The organism is Paracoccus alkanivorans, from assembly GCF_003697785.1.
GTDB lineage: Bacteria > Pseudomonadota > Alphaproteobacteria > Rhodobacterales > Rhodobacteraceae > Paracoccus > Paracoccus alkanivorans.
Window position 1 is genome coordinate 214,723 of sequence record NZ_QOKZ01000003.1, and the last position, 23,555, is coordinate 238,277.

General features: G+C 61.5%; 24 protein-coding genes. 8 read left to right on the forward strand and 16 right to left on the reverse strand.

Going from position 1 to position 23,555, the window contains the following annotated elements; genetic code table 11:
* Positions 1-173 precede the first annotated feature (173 nt).
* The 3 genes from C9E81_RS09255 to C9E81_RS09265 form a co-directional block, all read right to left on the reverse strand.
* A complete protein-coding gene (locus tag C9E81_RS09255; protein WP_122112038.1) occupies positions 174-2,372 on the reverse strand; it encodes a peptidoglycan DD-metalloendopeptidase family protein in 2,199 nt (732 codons plus the stop codon).
* A gap of 4 nt (positions 2,373-2,376) precedes the next feature.
* Positions 2,377-3,654: a hypothetical protein gene (locus tag C9E81_RS09260; protein WP_147457582.1), complete on the reverse strand. Its 1,278-nt coding sequence runs from the start codon at positions 3,652-3,654 to the stop codon at positions 2,377-2,379.
* A 79-nt stretch (positions 3,655-3,733) separates the two neighbouring features.
* A complete protein-coding gene (locus C9E81_RS09265) occupies positions 3,734-4,150 on the reverse strand; it encodes a DUF1036 domain-containing protein (protein WP_243698590.1) in 417 nt (138 codons plus the stop codon).
* Positions 4,151-4,167: 17 nt separating this feature from the next.
* On the opposite strand from C9E81_RS09265, the gene C9E81_RS09270 reads away from it, so the two are divergent.
* The 6 genes from C9E81_RS09270 to C9E81_RS09295 are packed head-to-tail and all read left to right on the forward strand — an operon-like array spanning position 4,168 to position 7,766.
* Positions 4,168-4,665, forward strand: a complete 498-nt coding sequence (locus C9E81_RS09270) for a hypothetical protein (RefSeq protein WP_147457583.1) — start codon at positions 4,168-4,170, stop codon at positions 4,663-4,665.
* 21 nt (positions 4,666-4,686) lie between these two features.
* Positions 4,687-5,199: a hypothetical protein gene (locus C9E81_RS09275; protein ID WP_122112041.1), complete on the forward strand. Its 513-nt coding sequence runs from the start codon at positions 4,687-4,689 to the stop codon at positions 5,197-5,199.
* 19 nt (positions 5,200-5,218) lie between these two features.
* Positions 5,219-5,854 (forward strand): MotA/TolQ/ExbB proton channel family protein, encoded by a 636-nt coding sequence (locus C9E81_RS09280; RefSeq protein ID WP_122112042.1) that lies wholly within the window; start codon positions 5,219-5,221, stop codon positions 5,852-5,854.
* 3 nt (positions 5,855-5,857) lie between these two features.
* On the forward strand, positions 5,858-6,337 hold the full coding sequence (locus C9E81_RS09285; RefSeq protein ID WP_122112043.1) for an ExbD/TolR family protein: 480 nt from the start codon (positions 5,858-5,860) through the stop codon (positions 6,335-6,337).
* Positions 6,334-6,732, forward strand: coding sequence for an ExbD/TolR family protein (locus C9E81_RS09290; protein ID WP_122112044.1), 399 nt, complete (start codon positions 6,334-6,336; stop codon positions 6,730-6,732). Before C9E81_RS09285 ends, C9E81_RS09290 begins: the two co-directional genes overlap by 4 nt.
* A complete protein-coding gene (locus C9E81_RS09295; RefSeq protein ID WP_122112045.1) occupies positions 6,729-7,766 on the forward strand; it encodes a hypothetical protein in 1,038 nt (345 codons plus the stop codon). The genes C9E81_RS09290 and C9E81_RS09295 overlap by 4 nt, the downstream gene beginning before the upstream one ends.
* A gap of 42 nt (positions 7,767-7,808) precedes the next feature.
* Here the strand turns inward: C9E81_RS09295 and tssH are convergent, their stop codons facing one another.
* The 12 genes from tssH to C9E81_RS09355 form a co-directional block, all read right to left on the reverse strand.
* Entirely contained in the window at positions 7,809-10,442 is a 2,634-nt protein-coding gene (gene tssH, locus C9E81_RS09300; RefSeq protein WP_122112046.1) for a type VI secretion system ATPase TssH, read from the reverse strand.
* Positions 10,443-10,455: 13 nt separating this feature from the next.
* On the reverse strand, positions 10,456-11,424 hold the full coding sequence (tssG, locus tag C9E81_RS09305) for a type VI secretion system baseplate subunit TssG (RefSeq protein ID WP_166461866.1): 969 nt from the start codon (positions 11,422-11,424) through the stop codon (positions 10,456-10,458).
* Positions 11,421-13,331, reverse strand: a complete 1,911-nt coding sequence (gene tssF, locus C9E81_RS09310) for a type VI secretion system baseplate subunit TssF (RefSeq protein WP_122112048.1) — start codon at positions 13,329-13,331, stop codon at positions 11,421-11,423. Before tssF ends, tssG begins: the two co-directional genes overlap by 4 nt.
* The gene (locus C9E81_RS09315) at positions 13,328-13,915 is read right to left on the reverse strand and encodes a GPW/gp25 family protein (RefSeq protein WP_166461867.1); all 588 of its coding nucleotides are present in this window, start codon (positions 13,913-13,915) and stop codon (positions 13,328-13,330) included. The genes tssF and C9E81_RS09315 overlap by 4 nt, the downstream gene beginning before the upstream one ends.
* 114 nt (positions 13,916-14,029) lie before the next feature.
* Entirely contained in the window at positions 14,030-14,524 is a 495-nt protein-coding gene (locus C9E81_RS09320) for an Hcp family type VI secretion system effector (protein ID WP_122112050.1), read from the reverse strand.
* A gap of 38 nt (positions 14,525-14,562) precedes the next feature.
* Complete coding sequence (tssC, locus tag C9E81_RS09325) at positions 14,563-16,053, reverse strand: type VI secretion system contractile sheath large subunit (RefSeq protein ID WP_122112051.1); 1,491 nt, start codon at positions 16,051-16,053, stop codon at positions 14,563-14,565.
* Between the two features lie 2 nt (positions 16,054-16,055).
* Positions 16,056-16,574, reverse strand: a complete 519-nt coding sequence (gene tssB, locus C9E81_RS09330; protein ID WP_122112052.1) for a type VI secretion system contractile sheath small subunit — start codon at positions 16,572-16,574, stop codon at positions 16,056-16,058.
* A gap of 77 nt (positions 16,575-16,651) precedes the next feature.
* On the reverse strand, positions 16,652-18,001 hold the full coding sequence (locus tag C9E81_RS09335; RefSeq protein WP_122112053.1) for a type VI secretion system protein TssA: 1,350 nt from the start codon (positions 17,999-18,001) through the stop codon (positions 16,652-16,654).
* 26 nt (positions 18,002-18,027) lie between these two features.
* Positions 18,028-19,185, reverse strand: a complete 1,158-nt coding sequence (tagH, locus tag C9E81_RS09340; protein ID WP_122112054.1) for a type VI secretion system-associated FHA domain protein TagH — start codon at positions 19,183-19,185, stop codon at positions 18,028-18,030.
* Between the two features lie 6 nt (positions 19,186-19,191).
* Positions 19,192-19,776 carry a DUF6931 family protein gene (locus C9E81_RS09345; RefSeq protein WP_122112055.1) on the reverse strand — a complete coding sequence of 195 codons (585 nt, stop codon included), beginning with the start codon at positions 19,774-19,776 and terminating at the stop codon, positions 19,192-19,194.
* Between the two features lie 200 nt (positions 19,777-19,976).
* Positions 19,977-20,294, reverse strand: a complete 318-nt coding sequence (locus C9E81_RS09350) for a hypothetical protein (protein WP_122112056.1) — start codon at positions 20,292-20,294, stop codon at positions 19,977-19,979.
* Complete coding sequence (locus tag C9E81_RS09355; RefSeq protein ID WP_122112057.1) at positions 20,291-20,527, reverse strand: hypothetical protein; 237 nt, start codon at positions 20,525-20,527, stop codon at positions 20,291-20,293. Before C9E81_RS09355 ends, C9E81_RS09350 begins: the two co-directional genes overlap by 4 nt.
* Before the next feature lie 111 nt (positions 20,528-20,638).
* On the opposite strand from C9E81_RS09355, the gene C9E81_RS09360 reads away from it, so the two are divergent.
* Both C9E81_RS09360 and C9E81_RS09365 read left to right on the forward strand, forming a co-directional pair.
* Complete coding sequence (locus C9E81_RS09360; protein WP_166461868.1) at positions 20,639-21,940, forward strand: flagellar hook-length control protein FliK; 1,302 nt, start codon at positions 20,639-20,641, stop codon at positions 21,938-21,940.
* A gap of 11 nt (positions 21,941-21,951) precedes the next feature.
* Positions 21,952-22,674: a flagellar hook capping FlgD N-terminal domain-containing protein gene (locus C9E81_RS09365; protein ID WP_122112059.1), complete on the forward strand. Its 723-nt coding sequence runs from the start codon at positions 21,952-21,954 to the stop codon at positions 22,672-22,674.
* A 9-nt stretch (positions 22,675-22,683) separates the two neighbouring features.
* Here the strand turns inward: C9E81_RS09365 and C9E81_RS09370 are convergent, their stop codons facing one another.
* The gene (locus C9E81_RS09370; RefSeq protein ID WP_122112060.1) at positions 22,684-23,553 is read right to left on the reverse strand and encodes a CE1 family esterase; all 870 of its coding nucleotides are present in this window, start codon (positions 23,551-23,553) and stop codon (positions 22,684-22,686) included.
* Between the last annotated feature and the right edge of the window lie 2 nt (positions 23,554-23,555).

Consider the following 23,555-nt stretch of genomic DNA (forward strand, 5'->3'; position numbering starts at 1 on the left):
GAAGGATCGGGCGGCGGAGACTGAATGAATAGCTGGTCATCTTGAAATCGACTCTCACAATCAGGAAATCTGGCGTCAAAAATTAACAGCGCATTAAAACTTCTTAATGGATACCGTCTCAGGCACCCGCAAAACAAGTGCAGTTTGCTTTGACGCAGTTCCTGGCGGTCGATTTATCCATCTCCATGTCCGCGAAGCTGGTCCATCGCGGACACATAGGCGCGCAATTCAGGTGAAAGGGGTGGTTCCGGCAAAGTCACCGCGCCCTCGACACCGGAGGTGCCGGACATCTTGCGGTCGGCCCAGTTGCGCAGATCACCTATACTATATCCGCGCAGGAACGGGTTGGCTGCCACCACACCTGCGCCCATGACACTGGCGACCGATAGCGACGGCTCGGCCCTCAAAGCCTGATCGGCCCCCGCAGGACCAAGGAAATGCGCCAGATACAGCCGCCCGGCCGAGATCGAATGGCCGCGGGCACGCAGATATGCCTCGTTTTCCTGCGCGAGGTGGCGAACCATCTCGCGTGACATCTCGGGATTGAAACGCAGTTCCAGCAATTCAGTGCGCGAAAGGCTTGAAATCAGATCCGGACGGTAACTGCGCATCATGCGCAGCCATGTCGATTCGATGAATTGCCCCAGTCCGGCCGCCGTCGAACGCGGATTCTGCGCCCGGGCATTTCCCGCGCTTTCCACCCGGATGATCTGGGCGATTAGCGCCTCGATGGCGTCGGAAGCCAGAATCTTGCCCGCACTGCTCAGATAGGGCATCGGGTCGACCGGCGCGCCAGCCTTGATCAACTGAAAGATCAGTCCGGTATCCCGCCGCCCTTCGATGGTGCCGCCGATCGTGCCGATCATGGTGCCGCGCGTGATCTCCCCACCTTGCGCAGCGGTGCCTGACAAGGTTCCGAGGCCGCCATAGCGGGTGATCATGCCGTTCGGATGGATAATCTCGACATGCGCCCCTTTCTGGCCGTCCACGGAAGCCAGCGTGATCTGCCCATCACCCGCTGCAAAAACCGGGCTGCCCGCGGGGGCCGACCAGATCACGCGACCGCGCCCGGGTTCATCTCCGGCGGGCGGGATGAAGCGCTGCGACAACACGCCCGAAACCGGTGAAACCATCTGCAGCCCGTCGTCCCTGCGCTGGACGCGCGAGCCGGGCGCATGGCATTCGAAACCGTCCCCTTCCGCCGGGACGACATAGCATGAACGCTCGCCAGCCGGGCCGGTAACGCCGATGAACAGGATCGAGCCGGGATCAGCCGTCCCTGCCCCCGGCGCATAGATCAGGGTCAGCCGATCAGCATCGTCTGCATAGCTGTCGAGGTCATATACCTTCGCCATCATCGCAAGTGCCTCTCCGATGATTTGCGACGGCACATCGTTGCTCAATGCGGCTGAATAGATCAGATCGAGCAATCTCTGTTGGCCGGTGGCGTCCTTATTCTCATCGCGGGACATCGCCCGGTCCAGCAGGGACTGATCGGCCCAGGCATCGGCCGAAGGGACCAGTTGCCCAGCCTGCGACATGGCCAGGGATCCGACAAAGCCTTCGGTTCCATACAGCGTCAACTGGATCACCTGCCGCTCATCGCCACGCATACGGTAACGCATCGCCAGCAGAGATCCCTCTGGGAGTGTCTCGTCCAGAGAAAGCTGATCGCGGATACGGTCTCCAAGATCCGCAGCGTTGGAATCCGTGAAACCGTTCCGGGCAAGCAGTTCCTCGATCCGGGTCGGCCGCGTCGTCTCTACCACCATCTCGCGCCACAGGCTGCTGCGCAGGCCGGAATCGCGCAGGAATGCGATGCTGGATGTCGCCCGCTGATCAGCTGGCACCACCGAGGATGCCGGCCCGGTTTCGGAAAGGCTGGCATTCATCAGCCTCGCGCGGCTGCGTTCAGCCTGAAACAGGGCGAACTCCTCGCGCGAGGACGGCAATGCCGCCACAAGCTGGCGGTTGCGCGGCACCAATTCGCTTTCCAGCACCGCGACCGCGCCGGAAGATACCGGAATCCGTCTGCCGGTTACAAGCGCGGGGGGAACGGGTTCCTCGCGAATATCACGAGGGTTGCCGTCATCAGGGGTGGGGATAATCAGCGGATCGCCGGGAATGTCGGTAAAGGTGTCCGTGCGCACGACCGGAGCGATATCGAATTCCGTTTCGACCTGGACCAATTCCTGCCGCTGATCCCCAAGCCTCAGCAATGCACCAAAGTCCGGGTCGAAATAGCGGATGCCCAGAAGTCCGATCGTGGAAAGGAAGAAAATGACGCCCACCCAACGAAGCACGCGGGCACGGCGACGGCGGCGGCGCGCCGCCTTGCCCATACTCTGAAAACGCGGGTCAACCCCAATCATCGCTTCACCGGAACGTGCCTATCCCCAGCACTCCGGGATTGGCGTTGATCGTCCGGCCGGAACTGCCGCTGCCTTGTGATCCGGCACCGGTATTGCCCTGCGGGGCTGCGGTAGCTGCCGCTGGCGCATTGCGGGTCACAGTTCGGGCCTGCTCCGAACGGGTGCTTGTCCCTCCTCCGCTGCTTCTGCTGGGCGCGGCCCGGGCGACCGGCTGGATATCCGGGCATTGCACGGATTCATTGCGGATGATGGTGCGATACAAACCGATCCCGGGATCCGTTGCTGCCTGCGCGGTTCCCAGAGCTTCGAAATATCGCTGCAAGGCAGAGGCGGACCCGGATCCCCAAGCCCCGTCGATACCGCCTGTATAGCAGTTCATCCGGGCAAGCTCGGTCTGGATTGCGGCAACGGTCTGCACCTCGGCTGGATCGAACGCCCCCCGTGAAAGAAGCCTGTCAAACATTGCCGGGTCGCGCTGCCGGATCGCCTCGCGCGCCTGGTAAGGCAGCCCCATCGGTCCGCGCGCATCCGCAGCAACCAGAACGGCCAGATCACCCACGATAATCGAAGGCTCGGGACCGCCGGGCTGGCGCGTGGCGGTCCTTTCCGCAGTGAACGGAGTATTCGCCGTAACGGTTTCGGCGGCGGGTGCCGTGGAAACGGTCGGATCGCTGCTGGCAAGTATAACCGGAGGGGCCGTGTCAGTTGCCATCGCCTCGGACGGCAATGCCGAGATCACCAGCCCGCCCATCGGGGACGGAGTCTCGGGCTTTGTCTTGGGCAGGCGATAGCCACCAGCCCGCAGCGTAGCCCGCTGTGCCGCACCCTCCTGCCCGGCAGCGGTCGCAAAGACGCCTGCGAGCTTCCCGGCATCGCAGCCCTCGGGATCGAGGGGGACAGCCAGTGCCACGCCGGATGTTTCGTCCAGCAAGGATGTCAGCTCATCGGGGTCAGGTGACTGATCGCCCCATCCGCAGCTATTGATCGCAACGATCATGGCGCGATCCGCAGGCAGATCGGTCAGCAAGGTCGCGAGTGCCGATCTCCCGTCAGCCCCTTCCGCAATCGGGGAACCGACATAGATCATTTCCGGATGACCTTCGCCGATTTGCTCTGCGGCCCTGTCTGTCGGCACCAAGGCAACCCTGTCAGCCAGCGGCACCAAAATCTCGGGCAGGGACGAGCCTATGACCAGCACCGGCGGATCGGACTGGGCAACCCCCTGCCGCCCCGTCAGGCAGAGCGCAAGCATAGCCAGAATTCCGGCGCGGCCTAGTCGCATGAAGCGTCCCCGTCTGCAATTCGGTCGATCAACTGCATCCCGCACCACAACTACCAGCCGGTGTCCCACCGTCCAAGCATCATGTCGGTCGCGGCGAAACGAAAACGGTCCAGTCGCTGCGCTCCCTGGTATCGACCTCGAGAAATCTCGCGTCCAGAAAACCGCGCAGCAGGCAGTCCCGTTGCCCCGAGATCTCGAAACGGCGCGGAGCCACGCACATCGGAACCGCACCCGCCAGGACCTCCTTGCCAAACACATCGGTTGCGAAGATGTAGTAATAGCGCGACTGCAGCGGCTCACGCTCCAGAACCGCGCATTGGTTGGGCGCAACCCGCCACCAGCCGCGTGTGACGAAATCGTCGCCATCCGGCGCGCCGATCGCCACATTCAGGACATCGTAGGACTGATTGCACAGCCGCATTTCCGCCCGAGCGGCATCAGGCAACCCCGATAGCCCCAGGATGATCGGGACGAATATCAGCAATAACAGTTTCACAATGGGCGCCAGATCAATTGAGCAAACAGGTCAAGCATGATAAAGCTTTGATAAAGGGAGTATGTGGTTTCATGAAGCCGATCTTTATCGCAGGTGCAACCTTACTTGCCGCGAGCGGAGCATTCGCTTTCGCCACGGCGATCGATCATCTGACGGCTGCGCCGGATGCCACTGTGCCCGAACTCTCCCATATGACCGAACGCAATCTTCGCCCCACGCCGCCGCCTCGGGTTTCGCCATCGATTGCAAGCACGCCCGCGATGACCGAATTACCTCGGCCGGAAGGTCCTGACAAAGCACCCACCGAACTGGCGGCATCATTCAACGCAGCCAAGGAAACCGCCGCGATTGATCACGATGCGGCAGTAGCCTCGCCAGAGGTGAATTACTTTATTCCTTTCAAAGAACCGGGCGAGGCGTCCGAAGCATCCGCCGATTTTTTAGGGGCAGGCTCTTCGGAAGCCGCGGCCCGTCATCACTTCGAAACCCTGCACCAGATCGGGGTCTATCGCTGATTTTCAAAGAAAGGGCTACTCATGCGCCACGGTGGGATTGCGCTGCTTTCCAGTGTGTTTCTGATTTTCCCCGGCTTTTCCGCCTTCTCGCAAACCGGCGATGCCACGGCGGAAACCGAGACCCCGCTCGAAACCAGCACTGAAACCGCCGAGCCCCGGGTTCAGGACGATCTCGGTGACAGTATTCTGCTGGAGCTCAACAAGGCCGAACCTACCGAAGCCGGTGGTTGCAGGCTGACCGTCGTCACCACGAACCGCCTGGATCGGGATCTTTCCCGCGCCGCATGGCAAGTGGCGATTTTCAACGGCGACGGCATCGTTCAATCGCTGCCGATCCTGGATTTCGGGGCGATGGTCGCGGGCAAGACCAAGGTGGCGATGTTCGAATTGCCTGACAATGGCTGCACCGGAATCGGGCGGATCGTCGTCAATGACGTCGCGGCCTGCACCACTGGCGACGGCGATGATCTGCGCGACGCCTGCCTGACCGGGCTCGCGACCCAGTCGCGCACCGATATCGATTTTGGGTTGTGATCGCTGAAGGCTGACGAAGATGACATTTCCCAGCGATCTGCCGGTGACGACGTTGACCGTCTTCGCGGCCCTGGCTGCATTGTCGGTGCTGACCCTGACTGTCACCATCTTCAAGATGATACAGTTTCGGCGCCTCGGTGTCGGCGGTCACAGGCGCGGCGAGGAAATCCTTGAGGATTGGCTGAACGGCCGTCCCGACGAAGCACAGCGCAAGGCGGCGGCGGGCAGAACCGTTCTGGCCCGTGTTCTCGGGGCGGTGATGTCGGGGCTGCGCGCGCGCCCCTCGGAACCCGGCTATGGCGAGGAGTTGGCCCGACAGGTTGCGCTGACCGAGCTGGCCCGGATGGGCGCGCGGATGCGGCTGCTCGAAGCGGTGGTGCAGATGGCCCCGATGCTCGGACTTCTGGGGACGGTCATCGGCATGATCGACGCTTTCGGGAATCTGGCCGTAAGCCAGGAAGCCGCGGATCCCCGCCTGCTGGCCTCGGGTATCTGGACCGCGCTGACGACTACAGCGGCGGGGCTTGCCATCGCATTGGTGGCCTATTTCATCGCCTCGTGGCTGGAAGGCCGGATCGAGGACGAGCGTCAAACCATCGAACTGGTGATCTCTTCCGCAATCCATGGCCGGATCGCGCAACCGGCCAGAGCCTGACCCATGACCGCCGCCACGACAACGTCGTCACCCCGCCCGGCACGGGCCAGGGGGCTGAACCTGCCCCGGCGCAATCCGCGATATCGGTTTTCGATGACCCCGCTGGCCGATGTGCTGTTCCAGCTGCTGATTTTCTTCATGCTGTCTTCGAATATCGTTCCTTACTCGATGCTGACCCTGCGAAGCGGAGTACTGGAAGGCGGTAACGCAGAGGCACGGGAAACGCAGCCGGAAATACGGGCAGCCGATGCGTCGGCAACGGCCGTCTGGACGCTCCACCTTGACGAATTGATCGCCGGAGGTCAGCGCTTCACCCTGGACCGCCTGCCGTCACTTGCGGACGCTTTGGCGGCGCAGGGCACCCGGAATGTGCTGATCGTGGTCCAGTCAGACGTGCGTGTCCAACAGGTGACCACGGTGCTGGAGACCCTGGCTGCGCATGGGATCGAGTCGGTCCAGATAGCGAATGGAGCCGCAGGATGAGTTTGCGTCTGCCGGCACGACATCCCGACAGGTTGCGGATCGACACCTCGCTGGCGATCGTCAATATCGTGCTGTTGCTGATCTTCTTCTTTCTGGTGGCTGGGCAGGAGACCAGGATCCCAAGGGATCTGCGGCTGGCGCAAACTTCCCGGATAGCACCGGCCGCCCTGCCCTCGCCCATTCTTGAAATTCGTTCAGACGAGGATTGGTTACTGGACGGCAAACCGGTTTCCCCAGAACTGCTGCCCGCGGCGCTGGCCGGTTCCGACGAGGTCGTGCATCTCATGATCGACCGGGACGCCAAGGCGAACCTGCTGATCGCCGCACTTGGTCACCCCGAGCTTGTCCGGCGCGAGGTCCGGCTGGTCACCCTGCGTGCGGGGCCGAATCAATGATCGGGGCGACGGGACGAAAAACGGCCTGGGCTCAGGCGGCGCTGCTGTCGATCTCGCTGCATGGTGCGGCTGCGGCAGCGCTGATCTATCGCCCGTCATGGAACCTGGCCGCCGCGCCACCACCCGAGCAGTTGCAGCTTGAGATCACCGCGCTGAACCAGCCCTCGACAGCGGTGGAGACCCCGACATTGACATCGGTTGCGGCGATGGATGACCCGGCGGTCGAAGCCGCGCCAAACGAGGAGGCGCGGCAACCCGAAGAGGAAGTTCTGACGCTTCTGAATGACAATGCGATCACGCCCTTACTGCAAGACCAGACATTACCGAGGGTCCAGCCCTCATCTATGGGTCCGGCTTCCAAGAGCGAAGGAGCCGGTGCCCCCCATCCAAGTTCTGAAAGCCGCGAAACCACGCCCACCGATCCTCGCCTTGTCGAACTGTTCGACCGCATCCGCAACCTTCTGACCGAGCCATGCCTGCTCGCATTACCCGCGCTGCGTGGCGACGACGCGATTCAACTGGGTGTGCTGGCGGCGAGTGACAGAAAGATTTCACAGCTGATGAGTGATCTGACCCGGGGGCTGACGACCGAGGTGACCGAAGCCGCCGTGCTACTGGATCAACGGCAATGTCCGGGACTGTCCTTCGCGCGCCAGGACCCGTCATATCCCGTGTTCGGCCTTGGGATCCAACTGGAATCGCAGGATGTTTCCAGCGGATCGTCGCTGCGCGGCCAGATCTCGGGAGGGACGGGCTGGTACAATACCCTGCTGCTGGTCGATGACAATGGCGTTGTCCATGACTTGCGGCGCTTCCTGATCCGTTCGTCGAACCGGATCCGGTTCGATGTGCCCGTGGCGCGATCGGGTGCGGCGCGGGACACCCATCAACTGATCGTGGCGGTGGCCACACCGCAACGCCCCGAAACCATCTCGCAGCTTTCCGGCCAATCGGCAGAGCCCTTCTTCGACGCACTCATCCGGGAGGTCGGCGAGAACGCGATCGTCGGGATCAACAGCGTCTATGTCCGCTGAGTCGGTAATGCAGGGCGGTTATGGCTCCGTATCCGCAACCAGTCACGTGAACTCATAGCTGAAGCCGTCGTCTCCCACCCGGATGGTGACATCCGACATTGCCTCGCCACTGACCATGCGGGCTAGCACCTGGCGCGACAGGTCGGGCAGGATCGAATTGGTAATGATATTGTCGATCATCCGTCCACCGCTGTCGGGATCGCGGCACTGATCGACGATATGCGAGATCACCGCGTCGTCCCAGACCAGCTTTGCCCCCTGCGATTCCTTCATCCGGCGGGCGACCGAACCCAGCTTGAGGCGCGAGATCCCGGCCAGCACTTCGTTGCTCAGGGGCACATAGGGAACGGTCACGATCCGGCCCAGAAGCGCGGGCGGGAAAGTGCCCAGCAATTCCTCCTTGAGCGAGGCCTCCAGCGTCTCGGCATCCTCGATAACCCCTTCGGGCGCAAGGTTCATGATCGTGCCCGTGCCGACATTCGAGGTCATTAGTATCAACGTGTTGCGGAAATTGATCGGGCGGCCATTGCCGTCCTCCATCCGGCCCTTGTCGAAGACCTGAAAGAACAGTTCATGGACATCGGGATGGGCCTTTTCCATCTCGTCCAGAAGCACGACGGAATAGGGCTTGCGCCGCACCGCCTCGGTCAGCCGCCCGCCCTCGCCATAGCCGACATAGCCCGGAGGCGCGCCTTTCAGCAGGCTGACGGAATGGGCCTCCTGAAATTCGGACATGTTGATGGTGATGACATTCTGTTCACCGCCATAGAGCGCCTCGGCCAGCGCCAGCGCGGTTTCGGTCTTGCCCACGCCCGAGGGGCCGCAGAGCATGAAGACCCCGATGGGTTTCTCGGGGTTGCCGAGGCCCGCGCGCGCAGTCTCGACCCGGCGGGCGATCATCTGCAAGCCCTGATCCTGCCCGATCACCCGTTCCTTCAGGTGATCCGCCAGCGACAGCACCGCCTGCAATTCATCGGCAACCATGCGGCCAGCCGGGATGCCGGTCCAGTCGCTGATGACGCTGGCGACGGCCTGATCGTCCACATGCGGGTAGATCATCCGGTCGTCGGCATGGATCGCCTCCAGCTTCGCCATCCCCTCGGTCAGTTCCGCCCGGATGGCGTCGGGATCGACCTCTTCGCCCTTTTCCGCGGCCAGACGGGCGCGCAGGTCGAGGATGTTCTCGACAATGCTTTTCTCGGCATCATAGGCGGCTTCAAGCGCGGTCAGTTCGTCCTTCCTGGCCTGCAATTCCTCTTGCGCCTCGGCCAGACGGGTTTCCGGGTTCGCGCCCAGTTCACGCTCGGCGGATTTGGCGGCGATCTCGGTTTCCAGCGAGGCGATGGCCGCCTGCAGATCGGCGATGCGGGCCGGGACCGAGGACTGGCTGACCGCCACCCGCGCGCAGGCAGTATCCAGAAGTGACACCGCCTTGTCGGGCAATTGCCGCGCCGGAAGGTAGCGGGCGGACAATTTCACCGCCGCCTCGATCGCCGCATCCGAGATGCGAACCTTGTGATGATCCTGCATCGGCCCCAGCAGGCCGCGCATCATGTAGCAGGCGGTGTCGATATCGGGCTCATCGACCTGCACCGGCTGGAAACGCCGGGTCAGGGCCGGGTCCTTTTCGAAATAATTGCGGTATTCGGCCCATGTCGTCGCCCCGATGGTGCGCAGCGTGCCACGCGCAAGTGCCGGTTTCAGCAGGTTCGCCGCATCGCCGGTGCCCGCCGAGCCGCCTGCGCCGATCAGCGTATGCGCCTCGTCGATGAACAGGATGATCGGGATCGGACTGGATTGCACCTCGTCGATGACCGAACGCAAGCGCTGTTCGAATTCGCCCTTCATGCTGGCCCCGGCCTGCATCGCGCCGATATCCAGCATATGCAGCCGCATGCCCTTGAGTGCGGGAGGAACCTCGTCCGCGGCGAGCTTCTGCGCGAAACCCTCGACCACGGCGGTTTTGCCGACCCCGGCCTCGCCCGTCAGGATCGGGTTGTTCTGCCGCCGCCGCATCAGCACGTCGATGATCTGGCGGATCTCGTCGTCGCGGCCGACCACCGGATCCATCCGCCCCTCTGCCGCATCCGCCGTCATATCGACCGAGAACCGGCCAAGCGCGGTCGAGGCCCCTACCGCGTCGCCGCCGCCTCCCCCGGCAGAACGCAGCCCGGCGCCGTCCATCGGGCGCATGTCCTCTTCCTCGGAATCGACCCAGATGGTGCGGGATTCGCGGCCGATATGGTCCGGCGAAAGGTTGTCGAATACGGATGAATACTGCACCAATGCATGGCGCAGCGCCTGATCGTTCAGAAGCGCGACCAGAAGATGCCCGGTGCGGATCTGAGCCTCGCCAAAAAACAGCGAGGCATAGGTCCATGCGTGGTTCAGCGCGTCGGCCAGCCGTTCCGAAATGCCAGGCGTCTCGGTGACGTTTTTCTGCAGTGCCGCCGCTGCCCGGTCGAGATCCTTGAGAACACGGGCGCGATCCAGTTTGGCCTCGCGCAGCGTGATCGAGATATCGCAGTTCTGGTTGGAAATCGCGTGAAACAGCCAGTGGCACAGCTCGACATTGCGGTTGCCGTCCGAGCGCGCCTGCCGCATCGCCTGAAGAAAGGCGTCATAGCCGACGCGGTTCATCTTGCCGGCGAATTTCTCGATGGTGATTGCGGTCATGCTTGGCCTCTTGTCATTCCGCGCCCTGGGCCAGGGCAAATCGTGAAATCTCGATCTTTTCCGCTGCCTGCATTTCGGCGGAAGGAGACAGCGCGGCAAGCCAGCCCAGTGAAATCGTCTCTCCCATGCGCGCCGCGGGGATCTCGGACGGGGGCAGGGTCAGCGCCAGATCCACCTCGTAGGAGCGGCCCAGATACCAATATACCAGATCCGCGAGGCGTTGGTGCCTGTCCTGACCGGGCAGGAAACTGCGATATGTCCCGACATCAGGGATATGCAGATGGATACAGATTTTCTCACTGACCGATTGCAGCCGTGCGCCCAGATACATGTCGCGGCCCAGAACCCCGCCCGAACCCAGACCACACCGCTCGTCCTCTTCGAATTCCAGCCATGCAGGCACATGTTCCTCGACCTCGGCCTGCAATTCGAAATAGTTTTCCAGCATCTGACGCAACCGCACCGCGCTACGCACACGGCCGCCAAAGATCGAGACAAGCGGCAGGCGGGCGATATCGGGAAAGCTGTCATGGCGCAGGAAAGCCGGGCTGCCGGTTCCCGCCACCGCCGCGACATAACGGGCGAAACGGTCCTCTTCCGGGCGGTCATGCTGGCTGATGGCATGGGCATCGGACCAGGCGCGGAAGAAAAGTTGATAAAACCGCGCCGCAAGCATGTCGACAAAGCGGACAAAGCCGTCCTCACCCTCTTCCTGCCAGCGCAAAACCTCTTCGGTCAGGTTCAGGGGAAGCGCGCCGTGGGGACCGAAAAAGCCCATGAAATTCGCCCGCAGCCGGATCTTGCCGTCCTGCTTCTGCTCAGCCGGTATCAGATCGGATACGGGGAACGCGAGGAGCGGATCCTGCCCGATCTCAACGATTTCATCGCTCAGCCGTGTCGAGCGGCCGATGCGGGGACGATCCTGCGCCTCGCGTTCGAGCCGCCTGAGCAATGCCAGGAAACCCGCTCCTTCCGGGTTCATATCAACGGACCTGTGCCGGTGCGGGGCGGCCATTTGCGGATCACGCCCCGCTGCTTGCTGACTGTCACCATCTGCGTGAAGCTGTTGATGCTGACATATTCGGCAAGGAAACGATCCAGCACGGCCGCCATCAGGATGATACCGCTTCCCTCGAAACCGGTTTCATCGAAAGTCACCGTGATTTCGAGGCCGCGCGCAGGGAAATACCCCTCGGCACGGCGCAACGACCGGGTGACGGGGCGAACATTCAGATCCACTATCCCGGCGATCTGAGCTTCGGTCACGCTGTCGGACAGGTCGGCGAACAACGTCAGAATCTCGCGCAGGCTGGCCGCACCATCACGGCCATAACGATCGTCCAGACCGAAATGGTTCAGCGCCAGGTAGGAAATCAGCCGCCAATAGACATCGCCCTGCCCTGTCCGATGCGGGCCGGAACGTTCGGTCTCGGTCATGGCTTCACGTGGTGCGGTCGGGCCGTTGATACAGGTCACCGACATCTCACTGTCGGACACGATGTTGAAATCCTCCGACCGGACCAGGGGCAACGCGGCGGGCAGATGCCGGTTCGAACACAACGTTCGCAGATGCAACCGGTGCACGCGATCGCCGATGACCGATTCCGGTGGCTCGTAGATCGAGATATAGGTCTCGGTGCCCCGATAACCGCTGCGTATCCCGTTGCGGCGCTCTGATTCCGTCAGGCGGCGCGGCTTGCGACGGCTGGTATAATAATAGGTCGAGCGCTGCGAGGTCGCGCCTTGCGGCAGGGCATAGAGCGGCTCGACCTCCACCCGCTCATGAACAGCGCCATAGCTGGCATAGACATGCAGCAGCCGATGCACCTCGTAATGGGTCATCGGACCGGAATCCGGCGTGACCACATATTCATGCCGCTTGTCATCCAGCCTGATCTGGTTGGACCCCTCCTCGAACAGGTTGATCGCGGGAGCGCAGTTCAACCTTATGTCCCCTGGCTGGGTCAGGCGGGCAAGATCCTCATCGACACGCTCGAACTCAAAAATCACCTGCATCTGGCGGGCAGCGACATTGCGCAGGATATCTGCCAGCCCCGTCAACCGAAACCCCAGGAACTTGCGGGGAAAGGCAAAGAAATCCCGCAGCAGGGCAAAGCCTTCGAACAGGTTCGACTGACGGTCGAACAACAGTTCACCGCTGTCAAAACCGAGCTGCTCGATCTGGCCGGGATGCAGCCGGGCAAAGCAGGGATCACCATTGGCGCGCAGCCAGCGCAGCGATATGCGCGAAACATTGCAATGGACCTGCTCGTATAACGCGATCGCCCGGAGCATATCGCCGGTCAGGTGAAAGGTCAGCATATCCTCGCCCAATGCCGACAAAGGCTGCTCGTTGGTCGACTCGATGTCGATCTGAAGCCCGGCCCGCGTGGCCCGATCGGGATCCTGGCCCAGGCCACCAAGCGCGGTGGTGCGGTCGTGATAGGTCAATCCGGTAATCTGAAGCGGCACGACTTTCAGCGGCGATGTCAGGCTGAAGCGGCAGGTCACGCGCTTGTCGGCATCGCGGAAATTGGCGTCGAGATAGGTGTTGCGCGGATACCGCCTGACATTCGGATCGCCGGAATCCTTGGTCGTTGCCGGTGCCTGGATTACCATGCAACTGGGAATCGGCGCCAGCGCATCGGGAAAGATCTGTTCAAGCAGCTCCGTGGTAAAGCCGCGGAATTCCTCGTCCAGCTTAAGCTGGACGCGCGCTGCAAGAAATGCCGTTCCCTCAAGCAGGCCGGCGATCGTCGGATCGATATTCTCGCGCAGCACACCGCCAAGCCGGTCAGCCAGCCCGGGATATTCCTCGGCGAATTCCGCCGAGCGTTCATAGAGGATATCCAGTTCACGCTCGTAAGCGTCGCGGAAAGCCTTTTTCATGCCTCGCCCTGCATGCGCGTCATCGCAACCTTGCCGGCTGCCGGGTCCACCTCGGCATAGAATTGCAGCGGGATATCCGTCGGGTCCGAGATCATTTCCGCGACGATCTCGAATGTCAGCCGCTGGTCGACCGACGCCTCGCTTTCATCCACCCGAACCTCGATCGTTCCGGCACGCAGCCGCGGTTCGTTTCGTGTCAGCGCCAGCCGGATCGCGTTGGCCATATCCCCCGGCGTGCGGTTGTTTCGCCACAGCGAATCCATGTCCTGGAAGCCGTGGTTGATCACCGAGTCGCGAACCCGTGGCGAATCGGACAGATCCGTTATCACATCCAACCGGATCGTATTCATCAGGCTGGCGATATCCTGTGCCAGATTGCGGCGCAGCGACGCCTCGCTGGCACCCTCGCGGCGCTTCTGGCTTATCAGCGTCAGGTCACGCTCACCCTCGGTATAATGCCGGGCGTCGTCACGCGAATCCCGGCGTGCCGCAGAATCGCGGAAGATATGCAGCAGCGACATCTCGCGCAGACCGCCCCGGGTGTTGTCATCGCTCGAAACACCGGATGGACGACGAGAAGGCATGATATCTCCTGATCGCAGGTTGCAGGTGCCGCTTAATTGCATCCCGGCCCGAATAAAGCAGGGCCGGCACCAGGCAGCGCCGACCCCGCACAGATCAAAAGGATCGGAGGCTTATCAGCTCCATTCCACGTTCTGAGCGATATCCCAGCCAGCCGTGGTTTCTGCACCGGCCGCACCAGATTCTTCCTGCAGGGTATAAGTCGACGCGAATTTGCGGAAATTAAGCGTCAGGGTTTCCTGGATGCGGTCCAGACCATCCTTGGCACCACCGGTGTTGTAGCTGGTGATCATGATGTTTTCCATCTTGATCCGGAAATACTCGACCGGGGTATTGCCACCCGATTTGCGGACGATCAACTCGCCACTCTCGATATGCTCGCCCGAGGTGCATCGCTTGATCAGGTCATTGGTGGCCAGGTCGACATATTTGGTCAGCGTGATGTCCTGCACATTGACCTTGCCGCCGCCGCCACCCGAGCCGATATGGGTAGTGCCGGACTGGGTCAGGCCCCAGTTCCAGGCAAGCACGTCGATCTCGTCGCGATGCGTCTCGTCCTGCGACTCACCACGGATACTATTCGAAAGCTTCAGGAAAATATCGACAGCCATATGTAGAACTCCTTTTACTAAGGCGGTCAGCTCAATACTCAGTTACCTTTGGGCAACTTGGAGACCAGGGACATTCCGACGTCCATGCCTTCCAGCTGGAAATGCGGTTTCAGATAAAATTTACCCATATAATAACCCGGATTTTCCTCATCCTCAACAACTTCCACCTTCGCCCCGGCCAGTGGTTTCTTGGCCTTCTCCCGCTCGCTGGCGCTCTCGGGATTACCTGAAACATACTTGTTGACCCAGGTCTGCAGCTGGGTCTGCAGTTGCAGACGGTCAGGGCTCTGGCCGATCTTGTCGCGAACCATGCATTTCAGATAATGGCTGAAGCGCGACACCGCGAAAATATAGGGCAAGCGCGAAGACATATTGTCAGATGCCGTGGCTTGTTCATCGACATATTTCTTGGGACGATACAGGGTCTGCGCACCGATGAATGCGGCCTTGTCGGTATGCTTGCGGTGGATCAAGCCGATCAGGCCGGCTTTCGACAGCTCTCCCTCGCGGCGATCGGTGATGGAGACCTCGGTCGGGCATTTCAGATCCTTGGAACCGTCACCCGTATCGAAATTATGCGTCGGCAGGTTCAGAACCTCCCCGCCCGACTGCACACCGCGAATCTGGACGGTCCAGCCGTATTCCTTATGCGCGCGGTTTATATTCACCGCCAGCGCGTGGGCCGCATTCATCCAGGAATATTTCTTGCCCTCATGCCCATCGGTCTCTTCCTCGAAGTTGAATTCCTCGACGACCGAGTTGGAATTCTGGCCATAGGGCTCCCGCGCAAGCACACGCGGCATGGTCAGGGCGACATAACGGGAATTCTCGGAATCCCGCAGCCCGTTCCACGCGGCATATTCGGGCGTTTCGAAAATTTCCGACAGATCGGGCGGGGTGCCCAGTTCGTTCCAGCTATCCAACCCCAGCAATTCGGGTGCCGCCGCCGAAATGAACGGCGCATGAGCTGCGGCGGCAACCTTGCCCATATCCCGCAGCAAGGCCACATCCGCGGTGCTGTGATCGAAATAGTAATCGCCGATCAATGCGCCGAAGGGTTTGCCGCCGAGAGTCCCGAACTCAGCTTCATAGACCAGCTTGTTGAGAGGCGACTTGTCCCATTTGGCGCCCGGATAGCGCCGCATCATCTGCTGCAACTCTTTCTTCGAGACATTCATCACCTTCACGCGCAGCGAGGCGTCGGTCTCGGAGTTGTTCACCGTGTAGGCAAGGCCGCGCCACGACGATTCCAGCTTCTGGAATTCCTCGTGATGGATGACCTCGTTCAATTGCTCGGACAGCTTCTGATCCAGCTTCGACAGCATCGCGTCGATGGTATCGATCACGTCCTCGGCGATCAGCGTCTGGTCGTCCAGTGCCTCGCGGACCAGCGCCACAACGGCATTGTCCACCTCTTTGGCGGCGATCTCCGATCGGGGCTTGATGGTCTGTTTCAGAATGTCCGAAAATTCGTCCAGCTCGGACAGGGCAGCGGCTTCAGAGACCTGCGCCTGATTTTCCTGCGCCATTATCAGCTGTCCTCTTTAGAAGTGTCTTTCCCGGCCTCTCGCTCGGCAAGCGCAGCCATCAGGTCCGGATCGTTCAGCAGTTTCCGGATCTGATCCTGTGCCTTCGGCTTCGAGTTCATGTAGCGCTGAAGATTGGCCAGATGCTGCCGTGCCTCCAGCAGCTTCTTCAACGCCGGAACCTGTGCCGCGACATTGGCCGGATTGAAATCGTCCATGCTTTCGAATTTGAGCGTCACGCCCAGGCGATCCGCCCCGCCCATCTTGTTCTCGACATTGAAAGACACGGCCGGCGCGGTGCTTTTCATGTAATCGTCAAGCGTCGATGATGTCACATCGGTAAAATCCCGCTCTTCGATATCGGGCTTTTCGACCTCCGACGCATTCCCCGAGAGATCGGACAGCACCCCCATGACAAAGGGCAGTTCGACCATTTTCTCGGAATCGTAAGGATCCTCATACGAGATATTCACCCGCGGCGGGCGGTTACGCTTCAGGAAATCTGTCGACTTGTCGGATGCCATTTATCCAATCCCTCCACTACGGGATAACGAAAACTTCAATCAATTCCCGAGGTCAAAAAAGACCCGCACTCTGAAATCTAGCCGTCCTGCGTCACTGCAACAAGCAGTTCAGTCACAATAGCGTCAAATCTCTTTTCCAACATTTCACGTGCTTTGACAAGCAGCAAGGGGATTGGGCTGGCCGGTTCCTGGACCGCGAAATAGCCCTCGACCCCCAGCAAATGACCGATAAGATCGCCGCGGCGCGAGATCGCCGGCAACGCCGCCGCCTGCCCCGCTGCCTGATCGTTCTGGTCGAGCCCGGACGCGGTCAGTTCTTTCAGGCGAGCCATCGGCAAGCTGAAGGAACTGCCCTGCCCGATGCGCAGAACGACGTTGCCAGCCTGCGCCGGCATCAGAACCTCGATCGCCTCCACCAGCGGAGCACCCACCAGAAGGCGTGCCTGGGTGACCAGAACCAGGGCCGGAGAGGACGGCTCATGCCTGCCGAGCCACGCCTTTGCGCCTTCCAGCGCAGCGGCGGCGGTCGCCCGGTTCGGAATAGTCGGAATCGCTCCTGCGCTGGTCTTGGGCGGCGCGGATACCTGCCCGGCCGACACCTCCGCTGCGATCGCGGTGTGCTTTGTGCCGGCATCCTCTACGACCGCGGTGGCCGCGCTTGCCGACCACGGCCGCAAATCTGGGCGCGCGGAGGCAATCATGGTCTGCATATCGGCGATTGCGGCTCGAACCGCGCCCAAATCGGGCGAAAAGGCCCTGACCGGATGACTGGCCGCCAATCCGCCTATCCTGTGCAAGGCATCCGCGATGCGGGTAAGCTGGTCGTTCACATTCGCCACGGCGCGCTGGTTGGCCTCGGAACGCAATGGTCCCAGCAGATCGCTGCCGACGATATCGCCCTCGGATCGACGCGCCTCGGCCTTGCCTCCCGCGACCATGTGCCGACGCAGCGTCACCTCGCCATTCGGCACCAGCGACAGATGCAGAAGCGGCATCACCACCATCGGCTGGCTGTTCAGCGCCTCGATGGCGGCCCGGCGCTCTCCCCCCCCATGATTCACCTGCGGATGCACCTCTTCGGGCCATTGGCCCATCATCGCGGCCATATCCTCGACGGTATCGGTGAAATCACCCAACCGCCCGGCAAGGATCTGGAACCGGGCGAGAAGCCCCACCAGCCGCAAATCACGGCTGCGCACAAGAAGCCGGTCGATGACCGCTTTCTCCTTCGCCAGATCGATCGAACGCGGATCGAACAGCCGGTCATCGCTGCCATCCTCGGCCGCGCCTGGCGTGAAATAGCGCTCAGGCAGCCTTGCCTCGGCATCGAAATAATACTCGACGAATTCGGGATCGTCCTCGCGTTCGAGATCGGGGCCGCAGGGACTGTCTTCCGATACGGGGTCCAGCAGATTGACTGTTGCCATGCAGCTCTCCTTGTTTCTCACGGCTTTCAACCAGAGCCGTGACCGCCTTGTTGATCGGCCTTGCGGTAGGCTGCCGCGAACAGCCTGATGAATTCATCCAGAATACCGTTCTCGCTGGCGGTCTTGGCATCCCAGCGCTGGACATAGCTGTCCCATGCCCGCGACTTGCGGCCGCCAAGCGCACCGCCCTTAGCCTCCGCCTCGATCCGGGTCGGCTCCAGGTCGTGCAGCAATTCGATCAGCGCGGGCTGCAGAGCAGCAAAAAGCGCGCCCTGATGACGACGCAGATCGCCAAGCGCCTCGTCGAAACCGGCAGCCCCGGTCAGGAATCCCGCGCGCGGACGCAAGAACAGCGCCTCCAGCGCCTGATCAGCATCCGGAAGAAATTTCAAAGGGTTATTATCCGTTGCCCCGCGCATCGTGCGCTCGCCTCCGCGGGTAAAATGGCGCGCAGAGGCCCGATCCTGAAGCGCCGACATCAATTGCGTTGCCGTGGCGCGCAAGGTCTCCCCCAACGCCTTGCCCAAGGCTGCCGGATCGACTTCACCCGCCAGGTTATGGTCGAGTCCCGCCCCTTCGCAAAAGGCCCGCACGAATGCCGCCTGATCGGCAGGCGCAGGCGGCGCGGCTGTCGGAAGCTGCTCGACAGCCTGCGGTCCCCGCACGGCTGGTGCGGGTATGTCCGGGAACTCGACGAAATCGTCGCTGAAATCATGCTGCCGCTGCGCGGGTTCACCAACCGATATTTCAATCGGCGGGGGAGCCTCTCCGCCGATCGCCCACGGGTCATCCGCCGGGTTTTCGAAAACCGGCTGATCTACCCGATGCTCCGGCAATGATCCGGGAGACATCGCGCCCAGTGTTTCCGGCACATCGAACAGGGCGACAATGATATATTGACCGACCTGGAACCGGTCACCATTCCGCAGCGCATGCGGGGCATCCAGCCGGTGCCGGTGCCCTTGAAGAAATGTTCCATTGGTCGAAACGTCGCGCAGCCACCATTGCTGGCCGTCAAAGCTGATGTCGAAATGATGCCCCGAGATATAGCGGCTGGCATCGGGCAGGACCCAGTCCATTCCAGAGCGCCGCCCAACCTGGATTCCCGTCTCGGGCACGGGAATGCTGACCGGACCGCCATCATCGAGGACGTGGAAATTCTCTATTTGCAGGGTCAGGGTCATATCACATCAATAGGCGCGAAAAAGGGATTCGGCCATGTCGAGAATCCGCGCCAGATAGACCGAACGCTGCGATAGCGGCACGCGCGCGAGACAGGACAGCACGGCACTGTTTATCGCAACCGGGGCCTTGTGCGCGGGGGCGGGTTCCGGATCGTTCGGCGCCGGTCTTCCCGTCGACCAGCCGACCGCCAGCCCCAGAAGGACAGAGGGACCGCGAGCCGGCGCCCAAAGGGCCTCTTTCATGATGTCGTGACGCAGGCGGATCGTCGGATTGGTCAGCCAGGCTGCGATCTGCTGCATCATTGGGCGTTCTTGCGGGTGCAGGTGGTCCGCCATCAGCCGCAAACACTCATATCCCCAGCCCGCCGCATTGGTGGGCAGGGCCGCAAAGGCTGTGAAGGTAACGGCCTCTTCCGGCGTCGTCGAGGCGCGCAGGCGGGCAAGAAACCGCAGTCCGTCCTCACCTTCTCGCGGTCTCAGCTTGACCAGTTCGGCCAGGCCTTCAAGCTGCGCGAACAATACTTGCGGATCCTCTTCGCGAAGCGTCCGGCGCGGCCTTTCCGTCGTATCGTCCTTGTCGGAAGTGCTCATATCAATCCATTAATCAATATCGATCGATCATTCCGACCGTGCCGGGATTATGAAAAGACAAGTGAACCAAGACAACCCACCTCATGCCGGCCCGGAAGGTGGCGATTTCACTCAGCAAGAGTGACCAGCATAACGAAGCCGGTGCAGGAAGTTCAGCAAAACGGCGCCCATAGCGGGACCGGGCGATGCCAAAGAAGGATTCAGAACCTGTGGGGCATGTCCGCCACTGTCGAGGTGATCTGGCGCTGTCCCGTATCGTCATAGGTCTGCAACGTCCGCGCCGTCTGAATGATCTCGCGAATCTGATCGACTGCCGATCTGGTGCCGCGCAGGGACGCCTCGGCCAGTATTTGCAACTCGGCGACACCGCTCCGCAACTGCTCTTTCGTTGCCTCGTCCGGCGGAGTCTTCTCTGCCGCTGTTGAAAAGCGTTCGATCCTGTCCAGCGCCAGCTCCATATCCCCGGCAATGATCGCGGCGCGGGCGGATGACAGATGCTTGATCAGTGAACCGCTCATCTCAATTCTCCCAACTCCAGGTCGAGCCGAAGTGAAAGAAGCGCTGCGTATTCCCGGTTCAGAAAGCTGGAAAAATGTTCTTCACCATGCCCTCCGCTGAAACCGCCCTTATCGCCGCCTTGCGGGTTACAATATTTAAGCATCTCTTCCAGAAACGCTTGTTCAAGGCGATCATCGGCGGTTGCGGCCTTTACCGCAACGGACAAGTTGGTGGTTGTGGAAACGATTTGCATCCTGGCCTCATGCTTGTCGGACTGCGAGGGTTTTAGCTTTGCCGGGTAAACAATTGGTAAGGAGTGCCGCTTACAAAATCGGGACAGATGCCAAACGCAGGACCGCCGGCCATGGATTTTCTTGTTCCCCGGAATACCACTGCCGAATCGGGCAAGGATCCGCTAGCCTCGCCGCTTGATCGCCCGACAGATACCTTTCCCGATATCCGCAATTCTTCCGCGGTCGAATTCATCCAGGCACTGGCGCTCGCGTCAGGACAATCACCTTCGCCCGAGCCGCAGGAACCGCAATCCGCCGCCACCGATACTGAAACCGGCGATGAAATCATCGACGATCCGGTCTCCGGCATCCTGGAAACATGGTCGGGAATAACCGCTTCGCTGCGAACCGATCCCGCGCGACCTGACAATGGCGACATGATCCTGTCCAGGACAACGGAGCCAGAGCAGCCAGAACAGATGGCCGATAGGCCTGCCCCACCCGAAATACAAAAACCCGGTGAGATCATGTCGCATATCCCGGCCGGAGCGGACGCGGGGCAATCAATCGATGAGCGGGAAATCATCCCGCAAATCCCCAATAGCATATCAGCGGCAGAAAATCTTGGTTCCCTCCATACTGTGGAGGGCGGCACGGTTGATGTCACCGGGACCAGCCCGGAACCGGACGGCGGGAGCAGCCGCAACCGTGCCATGCTCATGCCACCTGATGCCGGGACTGCCGTAATCGCCGATCAGGGACAGGTGCAACAAGCCAGGATCCAAACTGAACCCGAAGCTCCTGCAACCGCGAAAAGAAAAGATCCTGCACCGCATAATACGGTTACCAGCCTCCCGGCCAACGATTCCGGCTTCAACGAGCGGGCGGCATCCGCCGTCGGGCAGAAGGCAGCGCAATCGGCTTCCGGAATATCCGAACCGTTCGCGCCTTTATCGGCGAGCGGCCCTCATGCCTTGCAACAAGGCACGGTGCAGCCGGTTGAAATCCGGGCGCCGACACTTGCCGCCGCCCCGGTCCTGCGCCAAATCACGGACGCGGTCGTGACAATGCGCGACGAGATGGTCGAGATCAGGCTGTCGCCTGAAGAGCTGGGCCGGGTGCGGATGGTTCTGACAGGTCATGACCGGGTGCCGCACCTGACGATCTGGGCAGAGCGACCGGAAGTTCTCGAACAAATGCGCCGCAACGCGGACATGCTGCTGCAACAATTCAGCAAAGAGGGCCTGTCCGATGCGGTGCTGAATTTCCGCGAAGGCCGTCGGGACCAAGCCGGAGGCAATACCGGGCAAGAATGGCAGGCCGACAGCGATGATCGGAACCAGCAGGGCATGGCGATATTGACCGATATGGATCAGACGGCACCGGCTTCGCCAACACGAATTGGCGCCAATCGCATAGACATCAGAATGTAAAGGAGGCGCGCATGACTGCGGTCACGGGCAACACAACTGCAAGCGGTGCTACCAAGTCACCCTCGACCGGAGCGGGGACGGCAGACACGAATACTGCAGGCAATGCCACCACATCACCCTCGACCGGATCGACGGCGGTCGGCACGAATGCCGATTTCACCACCTTCCTCAAACTGCTGACCACACAGCTCCAGAACCAGGATCCGCTCAACCCCATGGAGGGAAGCGAATTCGCGGTGCAACTTGCGACATTCTCCGGCGTGGAGCAGCAGGCACTTACGAACAAGCTGCTGGGCGAGATGATCGCGCAGAACGGATCCGGCGGGTTTAACCAGGCCGCCGGCTGGATCGGCAAGGAAGCACGCACCACCGCTCCGGTCTGGTTCGGATCCGAAGCACTGACCTTGGACATCGCCCCCCATCCTCTTGCCGATGATGTCGAGCTGATCGCGATAGACGCCTCCGGACGCGAGATATTGCGCGAACCGATAGGTCCGGGCATCGGTCAGGTCGATTGGTATGGGCGAAACGCTTCGGGGCAGAAGCTACCCGATGGGCGGTATTCGTTCCGTCTCGAAAGCCGGCGGGATGGTGAGGTAATCGCCACCAGCGATGTCGGTGTCTATGCCCTGATCGAAGGGGTCAGAACCGGGTCTGATGGTCCCGAGTTGATTTTCGCGAATGACGCATCGGCACCTGTGTCGCAGATCGATTTGTTGCGACAGCCCGAATAGCCGCGAGGCTCACCGGTCGCCGGTCTCGTACCAATCCAGCATCATGCCGCCCCATCCCGATGGGACGGTATGCCCACCGGGATGCAGCGCGAATACAAGCGAGGCACCGGCGGCGCATCCGGTCCAGCTACGGATCATGAAATCGCCCTTGCGGGCAAAGCTGTCGGGATTTGGTTTGCGGCACAGATTCGTGTCACGCCAGATCTCCATGGCGGCAAAGACATCGCCTTGCGCGAGGGTGCCACCGCCCACCGAACGCCCCTCCAGCGGCACCGTTTCGTCGGCCCAGCCATGAGTGTGAAACAGCCGCACCGGAGCAGCACATTCCTTTGGATGCGGACGCCAGAAACTGCCCGCAACCGGGGCGTAGGCGCTGAAACTATCCGGCGTTTCACAGGCGATGTAGCTGGCCATGGAACCGCCGATGGAAAAACCGGCAAGCACCATTCTGTCACGATCCAATCCGAACTTCTCCGCCGCGTCATCGGCAACTCCGCGCAGAAAGGCTCCCTCGTCCCGCCCGTCGCGATTGCCGGGATGGAACAGCCAGCCTCTGCCGTTCCGCCCTTCCCGTGGCGTGCCATCGGGCGCAATCACCGCATAGCCCCGCCCGGTCAGGGTGTCTGTCATGCCGTCATTGCGCATGATGGCGGCACCCTCGCTCCCCCAGCCATGCAAGAAGAGGACCGCGGGCCAGCCGTTCGGCGGAGCCTGCCCATCCGGCAGAACGAGATGATATGTTCCGCCATCCGTGGCGGCATCCAGCCGACAGGGCATGTCATCGCCCGCGCAGCCCGCCCGTGACATATTCGGCAGCCCCGCAACCAGGATCAGCGTGAAGGCAAGGGCAAAGTAGTGGCACCGAATGTCCCCGGACATCG